At 65.5% G+C, this 14,509-nt stretch carries 11 protein-coding genes; 6 read left to right on the top strand and 5 right to left on the bottom strand.

Annotation, left to right across the window (positions count from 1 at the left end; genetic code table 11):
• Position 1 precedes the first annotated feature (1 nt).
• Positions 2 to 1,042, top strand: a complete 1,041-nt coding sequence (locus ACH82I_RS13085; protein WP_413333197.1) for an ATP-grasp domain-containing protein — start codon at positions 2 to 4, stop codon at positions 1,040 to 1,042.
• An 18-nt stretch (positions 1,043 to 1,060) separates the two neighbouring features.
• On the opposite strand, the gene ACH82I_RS13090 is transcribed toward ACH82I_RS13085, so the two are convergent.
• Positions 1,061 to 2,284 carry a hypothetical protein gene (locus tag ACH82I_RS13090; RefSeq protein ID WP_413333199.1) on the bottom strand — a complete coding sequence of 408 codons (1,224 nt, stop codon included), beginning with the start codon at positions 2,282 to 2,284 and terminating at the stop codon, positions 1,061 to 1,063.
• A gap of 490 nt (positions 2,285 to 2,774) precedes the next feature.
• On the opposite strand from ACH82I_RS13090, the gene ACH82I_RS13095 reads away from it, so the two are divergent.
• A complete protein-coding gene (locus ACH82I_RS13095; RefSeq protein WP_413333201.1) occupies positions 2,775 to 5,060 on the top strand; it encodes a response regulator transcription factor in 2,286 nt (761 codons plus the stop codon).
• A gap of 62 nt (positions 5,061 to 5,122) precedes the next feature.
• Here the strand turns inward: ACH82I_RS13095 and ACH82I_RS13100 are convergent, their stop codons facing one another.
• The 3 genes from ACH82I_RS13100 to ACH82I_RS13110 all read right to left on the bottom strand — a co-directional run bounded on the left by ACH82I_RS13100 (position 5,123) and on the right by ACH82I_RS13110 (position 8,567).
• Positions 5,123 to 6,886 (bottom strand): ABC transporter permease, encoded by a 1,764-nt coding sequence (locus ACH82I_RS13100; protein ID WP_413333203.1) that lies wholly within the window; start codon positions 6,884 to 6,886, stop codon positions 5,123 to 5,125.
• Entirely contained in the window at positions 6,883 to 7,770 is an 888-nt protein-coding gene (locus tag ACH82I_RS13105; RefSeq protein WP_413336764.1) for an ABC transporter ATP-binding protein, read from the bottom strand. Before ACH82I_RS13105 ends, ACH82I_RS13100 begins: the two co-directional genes overlap by 4 nt.
• A gap of 101 nt (positions 7,771 to 7,871) precedes the next feature.
• Positions 7,872 to 8,567 carry a TetR/AcrR family transcriptional regulator gene (locus ACH82I_RS13110; protein ID WP_413333205.1) on the bottom strand — a complete coding sequence of 232 codons (696 nt, stop codon included), beginning with the start codon at positions 8,565 to 8,567 and terminating at the stop codon, positions 7,872 to 7,874.
• A gap of 173 nt (positions 8,568 to 8,740) precedes the next feature.
• Here ACH82I_RS13110 and ACH82I_RS13115 point away from each other — a divergent pair, with 173 nt between their 5' ends.
• Positions 8,741 to 9,112 (top strand): ArsR/SmtB family transcription factor, encoded by a 372-nt coding sequence (locus ACH82I_RS13115; protein ID WP_230746109.1) that lies wholly within the window; start codon positions 8,741 to 8,743, stop codon positions 9,110 to 9,112.
• A gap of 9 nt (positions 9,113 to 9,121) precedes the next feature.
• Complete coding sequence (locus tag ACH82I_RS13120) at positions 9,122 to 9,610, top strand: SRPBCC family protein (RefSeq protein ID WP_230746108.1); 489 nt, start codon at positions 9,122 to 9,124, stop codon at positions 9,608 to 9,610.
• A 94-nt stretch (positions 9,611 to 9,704) separates the two neighbouring features.
• On the opposite strand, the gene ACH82I_RS13125 is transcribed toward ACH82I_RS13120, so the two are convergent.
• Positions 9,705 to 11,015, bottom strand: a complete 1,311-nt coding sequence (locus tag ACH82I_RS13125) for an MFS transporter (protein ID WP_413333207.1) — start codon at positions 11,013 to 11,015, stop codon at positions 9,705 to 9,707.
• Positions 11,016 to 11,170: 155 nt separating this feature from the next.
• Between ACH82I_RS13125 and ACH82I_RS13130 the strand changes: the two genes are divergently transcribed.
• Both ACH82I_RS13130 and fbaA read left to right on the top strand, forming a co-directional pair.
• Positions 11,171 to 13,147, top strand: a complete 1,977-nt coding sequence (locus ACH82I_RS13130; protein ID WP_413333209.1) for a BCCT family transporter — start codon at positions 11,171 to 11,173, stop codon at positions 13,145 to 13,147.
• Positions 13,148 to 13,376: 229 nt separating this feature from the next.
• Positions 13,377 to 14,399, top strand: coding sequence for a class II fructose-bisphosphate aldolase (fbaA, locus tag ACH82I_RS13135; RefSeq protein WP_413333210.1), 1,023 nt, complete (start codon positions 13,377 to 13,379; stop codon positions 14,397 to 14,399).
• Positions 14,400 to 14,509: the final 110 nt, after the last annotated feature.

Below are 14,509 nucleotides of genomic sequence, written 5' to 3' on the forward strand. Positions count from 1 at the left end.
CATGACTGTCACCGAGCCCCTCACAATCGCCATCGCCTCCGCCGCCTATCGAGCGCACTATGTGAGCTGGTTCAAGGATGCTCTGGCCTCGCAGGGCATTCGGGGTGAGGTGATCGCGTTGGAGTATCGGTCATCGGCGCCGACGTTGGCAGCAGCAGACTGCGGCGTGATCCTGCCCGCATACAACTCACCGGAGTATCGGAGTGCAGTGCTGGAGTGGGCCCGAAGCGAGTCTCCTGACCTCTTCATCTCGCTCAATGACTATGAACTGCAGATCCTTGCGGATGGTCTTGCCGATGATCTCCGGGAACTCGGATGCACGGTGGCCTCCCTCGGCTCGGCTGCCCAGAAGATCGTCCTCGACAAACGCCTCATGGCTGTGACTCTCCATGACTGTGCCATCCCGACTCCCACGACGTGGCTGGGCAGCGAAGCCGAGCAGGCGATCAGCGCGAACCCCAGCGGCGACTTCGTCGTCAAGCATCGGTTCGGCAGTGGTTCGGCAGGTTTGGGACTCGCCTCCGCGAAGACTCTTCGCGCGGCTGTCGACGAGTCGGCGCAATCCGCGAAGAACCCGGATGGCAGAACGAGTTCGGCCGGTCTCGACGCAGTGATCATCCAAGAACAGTTGCCGGGCAACGAATACGGTGTCGACGGAATCTTTTCGCTGCACGGGACCGGAGAGCTGCGCGGAGTGCTGGCACGCCGCAAGGATCGCATGCGGAACGGAGACACAGACGTCGCCACAACGGTGCCCGCTGAACGATTCGCGGCCTCCCTGGCTGCTCTCGGCAGAGTCCTCACACCGGTTGGTCCCATCGACGTCGATTTCAAAGAGGCAGCCGACGGTGAGCCGCTCATCATCGACGTCAATCCGCGTTTCGGAGGAGGCTACCCGTTCTGTCATCTCGCCGGAGCCGATGTCCCCGCTGACATCGTCAGAACGTTGGTCGGGTGGGACGATGATCCGTCCCTGCTGCGGTGTGAACCCGGACTCACCTCGGCCCGAGGAGACGACTTCATGGTGCTCGGCCGGGCCTGAAGTCTTCGCGGTGCTCGGCTAAGCCGATTCTGACCAGATGTTTCCTCTCAAGCAGTCTTCTGCGGTGCCCCTTCTCCTGACCTGTTCCAAGGACTCACCGTGACGGACGAAGACCGCGGGCGGAAACTCGATGAATGACGACTGATAGGACATGGTGTAGGCGCCCACCCGCTCGAAGACGATCCGATCGCCTTCGCCCAGCAGCGGGGCGTCTTTGAGGACGGTCAGCCGGTCATTCTCCATGCAGGTGAATCCGCAGACCACCTGCTCAGGAGCGGACTCCGTCGATGCCGTTTCAAGACGGAGTCCGAATTCCTTCTCGCGCCGGAACTGCGGATCGATGTCGGTCCGGCTCGCATCGGTGATGACGAAGCGTTGGCCTCCGATCTTCTTCACATCGATCACCTGTGCGTGGAATTCGAAGGGAACGGCAATGAGCGACCCTCCGGGCTCAACGATCAGTCGAGTCTGTTCGACGTCGATCGTGCCATCGAGTTCTTTCCGGATGGCAGACACATACTGACCGAAAGTCGGGCTCCCTCCAGGACTGTTGAAGAACCCACCGCCGATATCGATCCAATCGAGGCGAAGCTGATGAGAGGTGATGACCTCTGCGGCCACCGCCGCTGCGGCGCGGAAGACCTCGAGGCTCTGCGTGCGCGAGTTCCTGTGCATATGGAGGCCGGTGACGTGCACTCCAGCGGACTCCAGTGTGGTGATCGCCTGATCGAGCTCCCCGTTCTCAGCATTGAACCCGAAACGGCTGCTGGTCCCCGCCACGGTGTTCTCTCCGGGGCAGCGGACATCAAGATCCCAGTTCACTCGCAATCCTGCACGCAGCACACGGTCCGACTCTTCCGCCGCCAGTTCGGCCGCCCAGCGGACCTCCCGCTTCGAATCCAGATTGATCACGGTCCCGTGGAGCAGTGCCTGCCGGAGACGATCACGGCCTTTGACCGGACCGTTGAAGACGATCCGGTCAGGTGAGAAACCGACTGCAAGCGCCAATTCGTACTCGGAGTCCGAGACCACTTCGGCCCAGACCCCACGTCTGTGCATGAACGAGAGCAGCCAGGGCAGGGAATTGGTCTTGAACGAGTACGACAGTATGGCGTTCGGCCAGTGACGGTCGAGCGCACGGCGAAAACCGGCGACCTGCTCTTCAAGGACCGGGAGGTCGAGGACATACGACGGTGTCGGCGGCTCATCTGGTCGGACCAGTTGCTTCAGCGCATCAGCCATGCTTCTCTGTTCCTCATCTCCGGGCAGCAGGTGCAGCCACATGGGCACACCTCGCTGCCGACGTTCGGCAATTCTTCAGGGCTCGCAATCGCTGCTGTCGGGGATTGGACCGACCTCGGCATGTGCGTGGTCATCTCCGCGACAGAGGCCAGCGTCCTGGGCAGACGAACCTGGGCAGACGGTCCTGGGCAGACATGAGAACAGCGATAGTGAAGCAGCAGACCACGATCGGCCTCCGCTGATTTCGACGGTACCAGGATGGATGCTCCCCAGCGGTTCGTGCACCCGCATTCCCATGGCGGACTACCGCAGAAGAGGCGTGGCGGGGCACACAATCGTCTGCTGAGCGGGCACATTGGAAGTCCGAGACGGACCGCAGCCGATGGGCTGATGGAGCAGTCGGGTCAGGTTGGGGAGGAGCGGGGGAGTTGAGATGTACGTCGACGAACACGAAGCGGGCTTGATCCGCCAGGCGGAAGGATGGATGGCCATGAGTTCGACCGCTGGGGGTGAGCCGCAGGATCCTCGCCTCAGCCTGGGCGACTTCATCGTCGAACTCGAAGCCTCAGGGGCCGCCCCGGCCGACACCGACCTCTGCCGCCGGCTCTGGACTGAATGTGCCGGTCGTGCTCGTTTCGCCGAGGCGGTCCTCCGCGCCGCTGCTGCCGCAGGGGTCTCCGTGGATCCCGAATCGTCTGTCTTCGCCGATTGGGTCGTCGAGCTCTGTCCGCGGCTGTCACTTGCGCTGGGCTCCGGTGACACAGCGGCGGCTTCGGTGCTCGCTCAACTCAGCGCTGTGTCAGAGACGACCGCTGTTCGGGCGCTGACCGCTGTGGCTGACGACCTCCTCGGCGGGATCGGGATCCACGATCCCGAAGGGGTGCTGATCCGGCTTCGCTCCAGCGGCATCCTCACTCGATCTGAGGATTCGGCGCGGGGGACGCTGCTGCAGGTCCCGACTCTCATCGCGGCCAAGCTGCGACTCGATCTCCGGGCCGAAGTGGGTGCAGCGTCCGTGGTCGCCGCTCTTCTCGAGGTGCTGATCGAGCACATGGAATCCGCAGGCATGGTCGAACCGGAGCTCCTCGGCGACGTGCTGCTTCTGGCCAGGAACGGCGGCCATTGGTCCCAGCTCCTGCGGGTGTGCGAGGCGGTGGGCATACCGATGTTCCTGCTCACTCCGCGGACCGCCTGCACCGTTCTTCGAGTTCTGCCGCTCAAGGCGCGCACCGGCCGGCCCGGCCTTGAGTTCTTCGGGACGCTCGCAGACGACATCACGGCTGATGCCGCGGATGACACCCCGGCTCGGATTCGGGCCGCCGTGATCAGACATACCGGCCCGGGAATGCTGAGGTCACGACTGCCGGGGAAACTCGGGGATTCGGAACCGAACGTGGAAGAGGAGGAAGCGCGTCCGGGTGAGACGACGGTCGACGCCATCGGCACTGTCCGGCAGCTGATCGGGCTGGCCGATTCCGGACGTCACGATGAAGCCGCGGAAATGGGTATTCGCGCCGCAGCGAAGATACGCAGCGTACGCGCACGATCCGTCGTGCGTCTCCTCACCGCGATCGCCCTCCACCACGCAGCTCAACCTCGGCGTGCTCTGTCCGTGCTCAATGAGATCGAGGGCCCCGCCCGAGCCGGCCACGTAGACGGCGACTTTCTTCTGCCGTCGATCATCGCTTGGACCGCCCTCATCGCGGCGGTCAGTGGAGACTATGAGAGGGCCGATGCGCAACTGGCGGAGTCCGATGCCCCGTCGGGGTTCAGCCGCGCAGGTTCCGAAGTGAAACCGGCAGCCACGCATTCGGATGCGCCGCCGACTGTCATCATCGATGAACTGGTGACTCCGCCCCTGCGCATCGCCTCGGCGCTGCGGGCACTGGACCGACTCGATCTTGATCGGGCCGAAGCCGAGTTCGACGCACTCTCCGCCTACCCTGAGATGCGGACGCTGTGGGTCTACCTGCCGTTCATCGCCCGTATCTCGGCAGTCCTGTCCGTGGACGCAGAATCCGGTCTGCTCTTCGTCAACGATGATGCGGAGCGATTCCGCGACAGCGGTGTCCTGTCAGAAGCGGAGAAGGACCTGATCGCACTCGGACGCAGCACGGTCTTCATCGCTCTGGGACAGCTGCGGTGGGCCGAGATCGACCGTGAACGGCTCTCCCCGGCCTGTGACGGCCGTATCGTCCTCGACGTCCGTTCGAAGCTCGTCGCCGGTCGAAACGACGAGGCGATCTCATGCGCGGACACCTGGTTCTATCACCACTCATTGAGTCCGCGCAGCCGGGCTGAGCTCGCTGCCATCAGAGCAGCGGCCAAGCTGCGCCGCGGAGATGAAGATGCGGCACGCAGCGACTTCTCCACGGCAGTGAGCCTGTCGGCGTGGGTGAGTTCAATGCTCCCGCTCGCACTTTTGCCGCTGATTGATCGCAATCGTCTCATCGATCTCACCGCGGACGCACGCGCATGGGCCGAAGCTGCGGCCGAGTTCTCCGGCTCCTTCGATTCGCGCGCGGAGCTCATCTCTCGACTGCGTGCCATCGGTCAGGTCTCCGTGGACGTTGCCACGATGCCGCAGCTCAGTGCGGGCGAGGCTCAGCTCATCGACCTTCTGGGCCGCGGTCTCTCCGTCGCCGAGATCGCAGATGAGCTGCATCAGGTCACCGGAACAGTGAAGAATCGGCTGTCCGCGCTCTATCGCAAATTCGGGGTGTCGAGTCGAGCCGAAGTGCTCAGCCGGGCTCGAGCGTTCGGGTATCTCGCCTGAGCGCGAGAAACGTGCGGCTTCCACGACTCGGACCGTGTCTTGGGTCCGTGTGCCACCCGCCTTCACGCCGTGACGAGATCCCGCCTCCGGAACCCCACCATCCCAGCCCCGACGAAGACCACAGCGATCCCTGCCAACCACAGCACCGCCTCGGCGGAGAGATCCTGGGCCGGATATTGGCCGATATGGGTGAACAGGGACAGATCGAGGACCGCGTCGTCGAGCTGCATCAGCCCGCCGAAGAGCGCGAGCACCGCCGAGGCGCCGAAGACGACCCAACTCAGCCCCATCAGTCGTGGGGCGAATCCGTACAGCAGGTAGGTGAAGCCGAGCAGGGCCCACACCGAGGCGGTCTGCGAGAGATGTCCGAGCACGGTCGGGCCGAGCAGTCCCCAGTCACCCATCGACGAAGCCGCTCCCAACCCCTCGCCCAGACCGGCCAAGAACATCAGCCAGGCTGAACCGAGCAGTGTGACCGCAGCCCACGAACCCAGCCACCCCGGCCGCGAGACCGAGGCGGCGAGCACCGGCTCGGTGTGGAAGCTCTGTTCTTCCGCGCGCAGGCCGCCGGCCGCGATGACCGTATAGACGGCCACGATGATGGCGAAATAGAGCGCCATGTATCCGAGGTAGCCGTCGACGATGCCTGACCTCCCGCCCATGAGAACGAGAATTTCCTTGGGCATCCCGGCTGCGCCCTCGTCCATCGCACCGGTGAACGAACCGAAGATCCCGCCCATCACGAACAGACCCAGTGACCACCACAGCAGTCCCGAACGTTGCAGTCGGAACGCGAGCCCGAGCGGGCCGGTCAGGAGCGGCGAGGCATGGGCACGACCGAGACGCTCGGCCATGATCCCGGCGCCGAGGTCCCGCTTCGTCTGCAGCGTGAGAGCGAGGCCGGCAAGGAGGACGAAGAGCCCGAGCGAGTACAGCAGCGGCCACCAGCGGTCGAGGGTGAATGGTGCAGTCTGCTGCGCCCAACCCAGCGGCGACAGCCACGACAGCCAATCGAGATCCCCACCCACGGAGCCTCCCGAACCCACGGAGCCCCCGCCCGCCACGGCCGACATATCGCCGACTCCGCGGACGACGAAGCTGATCGCCAGCACCGCCCCGGCCATTCCCGAAGCCGCCCTGGAGAAGGCGCTGAGCTGGACGGCCACCGCGGTCACGGCGGCGAACACGCAGCCGAGAACCCCGATTCCGATCGTGAACAGCAGCGTCGAGGACAGCGGTTCCGGGGCGGCCTCGGACAGCTGGAAGGCCACCGCCATGAACCCGCTGACCAGGGCATTCATGATCACGCTCAGGATGAGCGCGGCGATGAGCTGGGTATGCCGCCCGGTGACGTTCGCGCGGACGAGCTCGGCTCGCCCGGACTGCTCCTCCGCGCGAGTGTGCCGCGACACCGTGAGAATCGACATCAGTGCGGCGCCGAGCATGAGGAAGACCCCGTACATGCCGACGATGAAGCGCGGAATCGTCACCTCGTCCATCCCGTACCCCGGCCCCGTGATGAGCGCCATGATGGGATTCTTCGCGAAGACCGTCATCGCCTGCAGCGATTCGGAGTCCATCACCACGGCGATCGCGTTCGCGAAATAGGCGCTGAGAGCGCTCAGACCGAGCACCCACAGCGGCAGCCACAGGCGATCCCGACGCAGCATGAAACGCAGCATCGTGCCCAGCCCCGTCAGACTCCCTACGCCGAGGCGGCCCCGGGGTTCGCGTTTGTGCTTGCCGCGGTGCCCCGGCAGCCGGGCAGGCGCCTGCCCGGCGCTGCGTCCGGAGTAAGGGCTGTCGGCTCGAGCCAGGAGATTCATGACCCCGCCTCGGTTTCAGGGCGGCTGCCGTAGTGGCGCAGCAGGATCTGCTCGAGCGTCGGGGGAGTGGCGGTCAGCGACTCGATGTCATGCTCGCCGAGCGCCCGCATGATCGAAGGAAGCTGCGCGGTCTCGGCGCTGAAGTGCAGCTGCGGCCCCTCCCGCACGAGATCGTGGACCCCGGGCATCGTCGTCAGCGCCGGAATGTCCCGGTCGATCTGCACGGTGATCGTCGTCCGCGACAGATGCCGCAGCTCCGAGAGCGTCCCGGACTCGACGATGCGCCCGGCCCGGATGATCGAAACCCGGTCCGCCAGAGCCTCGACCTGGGCGAGGACGTGGCTGGAGAGCAGCACCGTGCGACCGGCCGCCTTGGCTTCGCGGATGCACTCCTGGAACACGGCGTCCATGAGCGGATCGAGACCGGCCGTCGGCTCGTCGAGGAGGAGCAGTTCGATATCGGAGGCCAGCGCCGAGATCAGCGCCACCTTCTGCCGGTTGCCCTTCGAATAGGTGCGCCCCTTCTTCCGCGGGTCGAGCTCGAAGCGCTCGAGCAGTTCGTCCCGCTTGGCCGTGTCGACCCCGCCGCGCAGCCTCGCGAACAGGTCGATCGCCTCGCCACCGGTCAGTCCCGGCCACAGCTCCACATCGCCGGGCACATAGGCCAGACGCCGATGCAGGGCGACGGCGCGGGCCCAGGGATCCTCGCCGAGGAGGCGTATGCGTCCCGCATCGTGGCGCAGGATTCCCAGCAGGATCCGGATCGTCGTCGACTTGCCCGCCCCGTTGGGGCCGAGGAAGCCGTGGACCTCCCCGCGGGCGACCTCGAGGTCGAGGCCGTCGAGAGCGCGGACCTTCCCATAGGACTTGCCGACCTGGCGCATGGAGATCGCCGAGGCGGTCGAACGGGGGCCGCTCGACGTCGAGGTGTGCGCGGTGTCGGCGTCCTCCGCGACCTTCGCGGCATCGGTTCTGGGCAGTGTGGTCATGGTTCCTCAGCTCCTGCTGCGGTCGTGGATTCAGGGTCGGATTCGGTCTCTGACTCACTGTCGGAATCGGCGGTCTGCTCTGGTACCGAAGCGAGCGCGCCATGCAGGTAGAGATCGAGCAGATGCGGAGCGAGGCGGGTCATCGTGGCGCTGACATCGGCGGTGCCGAGGTTGCTGCGGAGACGGTGATCGAGAATCGAAGGCGCCAAGGCCATGACCGCGATCGTCGCAGCCTGTCCGCGGGTGTCCTCACTCTGCCGGAAAGTGTAGCCGGCGAAGCCGTCGACGATATAGCCCTCGACGAGGTCGACATAGTGATCGAAGTAGCGCTGTCCGTGCTCGCTGGGATCGAGCAGGGACTTCACGAGGTAGTCCACGGCCGTGCTCATCTCGGGGTCGTCGAACATCATCTGCACGGCCATCGTGGCGTAGCCGGCGTTCTGCGCCTTCGACTCCGTGATGGTCTCGAAGACGTGATCGTCACATGCAGTGCGCAGGGCCTCCTTCGAACCGAAGTGGTGGATGACGAGACCGGGGGAGACTCCCGCCGCCGAGGCGATGCCCCGCACCGTGGTCTTCGTGAACCCGTGCTCGGCGAACTCACCGACCGCTGCGGACAGGATCTTCTGCGCCGTCTCGGGGGAGGAGTTGGGGGAACGGCGTGAGGTGGAGTCGGAAGTGGTTGAACGCATGTTTAATATTAAACGCGCGTTTAATGATGGCGTCAATGCCTGCGATCGGAAACTTCGCAAATCGGCGGCGCTTCACCGCGCACCCGAATCCCCGACTTTCACCGCGCACCCGAATCCCCGCCCCGCCATTGCACACCCATTGACATACAACCGGATGGTTGTAGGATGATCGCGTGAAGGTACTTCTCGATGATCAGGCGGATGCGGTGTTCCAGGCATTGGCCGATCGAACCCGGCGCGATATCGTGCGTCGGGTGCTCGTCGAAGCGCTTTCCGTGTCCGAGCTGGCCGCCGAATACGAGATGAGCTTCGCCGCAGTGCAGAAGCACGTCGCCGTGCTCGAGCGCGCAGGTCTGATTTCGAAGCAGCGGGTCGGTCGAGAGCAGAGGGCCCATGCCGAAGTGAGTTCCATCCGCTCCGTGCGAGACATGCTCGACGAACTCGAGGGACTCTGGAGATCCAGGGTCCGGAGGATCGACGCATTGCTGGCCGGAGAGGGCCCCACCACGCTCGGTCGCAGCGAAGCGGCCGACGACAACCGATGAGGAGCAGCTATGCCAGTCACAGAGACCTTCCATGACGAAGCCACACTGACCCTGACCATCGTCGCGGAATTCGCGGCGGACCCCGAGAGGGTGTGGGACGTCTACGCCGACCCGCGTCAGCTCGAGACGATCTGGGGGCCGCCGACCTATCCGGCCACGGTCGTCGACCACAGCCTCGACCCCGGCGGCAGGGTCACCTACTTCATGACCAGCCCGGAGGGAGAGAAGTACTGCGGTCTGTGGGAGGTCGTCTCCGCCGATCGGCCGCGACGACTCGAGTTCCGCGACTACTTCGCCGATGAGAACTTCCAGGTCGTCGAGTCGATGCCCGGCAGCACCTGCATCTACACCTTCGCCCCGACCGAGACTGGGACGCGGGCCACCTACGAGTCGATCTTCGAGTCCGCGGACGGTCTCAAAACCGTCCTCGAGATGGGCGTCATCGAAGGCTCGACGGGAGCGATCAACCAGGTCGACGAGCTGCTCGCCCGAGGCTGAGGCCCGGCAGTCGTCGACACACAGGCGGAGCGTCGAGACCCGAGTGCACGCACGCACAGCGGTCTTGACGCTCCGACTGCGTCTCGAGGCAGGATCAGCGACCCTGCACCGCGCGGGCCGGGGCGGCAGAGCGGACGGGGATGATGAGGATCAGCCCGAGGGCGAGGACGATGAGGATGCCCAAGGTGCCCGCCCGCTGGAAGCCGAAGATCGTGATGGCCAGGGCGAACATCGCCGGACCGAGGAAGCTTACGGCCCGGCCGGTCGTCGCGTAGAGGCCGAAGTTCTCGCCCGCACGTTCTGGCGGGGTGATGCGAGCGAGGAAGGACCGGCTCGAAGCCTGCACCGGACCGACGCAGAAGCTCAGCAGCAGTGCGCAGACCCAGAACACCACGGGATCGGCGCTGAAGAGGATCGGCAGGCCGCCGAGGATGATGATGACCAGCCCCGCGATGATCACCGGCTTCGGACCGAACCGGTCGTCGAAGAGGCCGGCGATCATCGCCCCGGCACCCGCAGCGACGTTCGCGGCCACCCCGAGGACGATGATCTGCGAGGCGGAGAACCCGTAGCTTCCGGCCGCCAATACCCCGGCGAAGGCGAAGATCGCGGCAAGGCCGTCGCGGAAGACGGCCGAGGCGATGAAGAACCGCAGGGTCTGGTGCTCCTCCCTCCACATCCGCACGAGACGACGGATGAGGGCCGCATAGTCAGCCAGGAAGGCCTTCACCGGATGACCCGCCGAGGTGCCCTTGACCTTGGCAGCGGGCGCCGTGATGAGTACGGGAACGGCGAAGAGCGCGAACCAGACGGCCGAGAGCACCGCGACGATGCGGAAGCGCAGGCCGCCTTCGTCGGAGGCCCCGAAGAGGCCGACCTCGGGCTGGATGACGAGGACGAGGAGGATGACGAGGAGCACGAGCCCTCCGGCGTAGCCCATGCCCCAGCCGAACCCGGAGACCTTTCCGACATTGTCCGGATTCGTGATGCGGACCATGATGCCGTTGTAGGACACCTCGGCGAATTCGAAGAAGACGCTGCCGACGGCGATGAGGAGCAGGCCGAGCCACAGGTACTCGGGGGAATCGCGGACGAAGAAGAGCCCGAAGATGGTGAGCACGACGATGGAGGTGTGGACGCCGAGCCAGAGCCGGTGCCGCCCGCCGGCATCGGCGCGGGTGCCGGCGGCGGGAGCGACGAGGGCGATGACGAGTCCGGCCGCGGCAGTCGACCACCCCAGCGCCGAGGACCCGGACTCCTCGGACGAGGCAACCGCCTTCGTCAGATACGGGGCGAAGACGAAGGTGATGATGACGGCGTTGAACGATGCCGATCCCCAGTCCCAGAGCGCCCAATTGAAGATGCGAAGGCGCTCTCCTGGGCGTGGCCGCGTGGGTGAAGTCATGACGCAACTGTATCGAGGACCCGGTTCGTACGGGCCCGAGCACCGCCGGAGACGAGGTGAAAGCTGAGAGAACGCTTGAAGCTGTCTGCTGAATACGGCAGAGTGTGCAGACGGACCACTGTGTCACAGAACCTGCACTCCATGAGAAGGGCGACATGACTGACTCCCGAGCAGACGACCCATCGGCAGCCTCTGCCGATACCGGCTCCTCCGCCGGCCCGACAACAACAGCCGACAACGACACCGACTCCGGTGACACCGACTCCAGCTACCATGAGCAGCTCGTCGTCGGCGACTCCGATCAGGTAGAGCTCCACCTGCCGGACTCGCTGCACATCGGCGAGGGCGATTCGGACGACGCGATCACCGAGAAGCTGCGCCGCCAAGGTGTGCGGGTCGGCCGCGGCATGATCGCCCCGCGAGTGTTCTGGCCGGCACTCATCGTCATCGTCGGCGTCGTCATCCTCGCGGTCACGATCCCCGAGGGCACCGGGACGGTCATCTCGAACATCCAATCCTGGATCGTCGGCGACCTCGGCTGGTACTACATGCTCGTCGTCGGCGTCTTCGTCGCCTTCGCGATCATCGTCGGTCTCTCGAAGTACGGACGCATCCGACTCGGCAAAGACGACGACCGGCCGGATTTCGGAGTCCTGTCGTGGTTCGCGATGCTCTTCGCCGCCGGCATGGGCATCGGCCTCGTCTTCTACGGAGTCGCCGAGCCGCTGACCTATGCCACAACCGGGCCCAAGCCCGGCTGGGCCGGTGGAGAAGTCGAGAACGCGCAGATGGGCATGGCCCAGACGTTCGTCCACTGGGGTCTGCACCCCTGGGCGCTCTACGCCGTGCTCGGCATGGCCCTGGCCTATGCGATCCACCGCCGCGGGCGCCCTCTGTCGATCCGCTGGGCGCTCGAACCCCTCCTCGGCAACAAGGTCAAGGGGTGGGCCGGTGACGCCATCGACGTCATCGCGATCTTCGGCACCGTCTTCGGCATCGCCACGTCCCTCGGCCTCGGAGTCCAGCAGATCTCGGCCGGGCTCAAGCACATCGGCGTCGTCGGCGACTACGACAACGGCTTCCTCATCATCCTCATCGTCATCATCACCTTCCTCGCCACAGCCTCCGTGGTCTCCGGTGTGGGCGCGGGAATCAAGTGGCTCTCGAACATCAACCTCACGATGGCCGGAGTCCTGCTCGTCACGGTCCTCGTGCTCGGGCCGACGCTCTTCCTGTTCCAGAACTTCGTCGAATCACTCGGCGTCTACCTCGCCAACGTGCTCAACATGACCTTCGACATCGGCGCCTACTCCGGCGAGGACGGCGCCGAATGGAACTCGACGTGGACTCTGTTCTACTGGGGCTGGTGGATCTCCTGGGCCCCCTTCGTCGGAGTCTTCATCGCTCGCATCTCCAAGGGCCGCACCGTCCGCGAATTCATCGCTGGCGTGCTCATCGTCCCCTCGGTGGTCGGCTTCTTCTGGTTCTCCGTCCTCGGCGGAACCGGCATCCATCGCCAGCTCTTCGGATCCGGCGACCTCGTCGACCCGGAGGAAGGCGTCGTCGCCGAACGCGTTCTCTTCGATGTCCTCGGTGCGCTGCCGCTCGGATCGATCCTGTCGGTGCTGGCGATCATCCTCGTGGCGATCTTCTTCATCACCTCCTCGGACTCTGGTTCCCTCGTCGTCGACATGCTCGCCTCCGGCGGTCACCCGAACCCGCCGATCTGGTCGCGTGTGCTCTGGGCCCTGCTCGAGGGGGCCATTGCGATCGCCCTGCTCTGGGCCGGGGGTCTCGAGGCCCTGCAGGCGGGATCGCTGATGACAGCGCTGCCGTTCAGCATCGTGCTCATCCTCATCTGCGTGTCCACGCTCAAGGCCTTCGGCATGGAGGCCAAGCGCACGGAGGCGATCGAGCGCGCCGCCCGGTTCCGCCAGGTCGGCGAGCATCTCGCCGATGACTTCGACGAGTACCTCGGCGACAAGGTCGACGAGCGCATCGACTACCGGCTCTCCCGGACCCGCGGATGGGCGGAACGGCAGAAGGCGAAGTCCGGGGCCAGGGGCGAGGAAAGCGGCCAGGGCGCGAAGCGGCCCGGCCGCGGCAAGGACGGCCCGAGCTCCCAGGACTGAGTTCGGCCCTCGCCGAGCCCCGGGCCGGTCGGCGACGCTCGCCGACACCGGGCCCGCCGAGCCGCCTCGGGGAACGCGAAAGCGCCCCGAGGCGGCTCGTTTCTGCCGATCAAACGCCTCGGCGTGGGAATTCGGTGTGCACCGCCGACGGTGCTTCATCTGCCCGCAGGCGACCGAGTAGTCTGGGGGCAACCGCAAGTGCACCATCCCGAGTGAACAAGGAGTTCCTATGCCCATTGCCAGCCCCGACGCATACGCCGAGATGATCGACCGGGCGAAAACCCAGGGCTTCGCCTACCCTGCGATCAACTGCACCTCCTCGCAGACGATCAACGCCGCCATCCGCGGATTCGCCGAAGCCGGTTCCGACGGCATCGTGCAGATCTCGACAGGCGGCGCCGAGTACATGTCCGGTCCGACGATCAAGGACCGTGTCCGCGGTGCGATCGCCTTCTCCGTCTTCGCCGCCGAGGTGGCCAAGAGCTACGAAGTCAACATCGCCCTCCACACCGACCACGCACCCAAGGACGCCGTCGAGGAATGGGTCAGGCCCCTGCTCGCCGCGTCGACCGAACGGGTGCAGAACGGTGGTGAGCCCTACTTCCAGTCGCACATGTGGGACGGATCGGCGGTCCCGCTCGATGAGAACCTCACCCTGGCCGAGGAGCTGCTCGAGCTCTCGACCGCCGCCCACACGATCCTCGAGATCGAGGTCGGCGTCGTCGGCGGCGAGGAGGACGGCGTCGAGAACGAGATCAACGAGAAGCTCTACACCTCCGTCGACGACGGCCTGGCCACTGTCAGGGCCCTGGGCTCCGGCGAGAAGGGCCGTTACCTCACGGCTCTGACCTTCGGAAACGTCCACGGCGTGTACAAGCCCGGCAACGTCAAGCTCCGCCCCGAGCTGCTCGGAGAGATCCAGGCGAAGGTCGGTGCGGAAGTGGGCAAGGACAAGCCCTTCGACCTCGTCTTCCACGGCGGCTCGGGTTCGAGTGCGGAAGAGATCGCCGAGGCGGTCCGGCACGGAGTCGTGAAGATGAACATCGACACCGACACCCAGTACGCCTTCACCCGTCCCGTGGTCGAGCACATGTTCCGAAACTACGACGGGGTGCTCAAGATCGACGGCGAGGTCGGGAACAAGAAGCTCTACGATCCGCGCGCCTTCGGCAAGGCGGCCGAGGCCGGCATGGCGCAGCGCGTCATCGAAGCCTGCGAGAACCTCGGCTCGGCCGGCACCAGCCTGAAGTGAAGTACCACCCAGGTCTCTGACCACAGAGGCCTGTGAAATTCTGACCACAGAGGTCTGTGAGTCTCTGACCACCAAGGTCTGTGAATGGCACGAGGCCCGGGACGCCATTG

This window comes from Brevibacterium sp. GP-SGM9, assembly GCF_047300845.1.
Classification (GTDB): Bacteria; Actinomycetota; Actinomycetes; order Actinomycetales; family Brevibacteriaceae; genus Brevibacterium.

Excerpts from the sequence above, each read along its gene's own strand:
- ACH82I_RS13105 (WP_413336764.1), bottom strand. The coding sequence starts at position 7,770 with ATGCGCCAGGTCGGCAAGTCCTATGGGAAGGTCCGCGCTCTCGACGGC.
- ACH82I_RS13095 (WP_413333201.1), top strand. The coding sequence starts at position 2,775 with ATGAGTTCGACCGCTGGGGGTGAGCCGCAGGATCCTCGCCTCAGCCTG.
- ACH82I_RS13120 (WP_230746108.1), top strand. The coding sequence starts at position 9,122 with ATGCCAGTCACAGAGACCTTCCATGACGAAGCCACACTGACCCTGACC.
- ACH82I_RS13110 (WP_413333205.1), bottom strand. The coding sequence starts at position 8,567 with ATGCGTTCAACCACTTCCGACTCCACCTCACGCCGTTCCCCCAACTCC.
- ACH82I_RS13100 (WP_413333203.1), bottom strand. The coding sequence starts at position 6,886 with ATGAATCTCCTGGCTCGAGCCGACAGCCCTTACTCCGGACGCAGCGCC.
- ACH82I_RS13125 (WP_413333207.1), bottom strand. The coding sequence starts at position 11,015 with ATGACTTCACCCACGCGGCCACGCCCAGGAGAGCGCCTTCGCATCTTC.
- ACH82I_RS13130 (WP_413333209.1), top strand. The coding sequence starts at position 11,171 with ATGACTGACTCCCGAGCAGACGACCCATCGGCAGCCTCTGCCGATACC.
- ACH82I_RS13090 (WP_413333199.1), bottom strand. The coding sequence starts at position 2,284 with ATGGCTGATGCGCTGAAGCAACTGGTCCGACCAGATGAGCCGCCGACA.
- fbaA (WP_413333210.1), top strand. The coding sequence starts at position 13,377 with ATGCCCATTGCCAGCCCCGACGCATACGCCGAGATGATCGACCGGGCG.
- ACH82I_RS13085 (WP_413333197.1), top strand. The coding sequence starts at position 2 with ATGACTGTCACCGAGCCCCTCACAATCGCCATCGCCTCCGCCGCCTAT.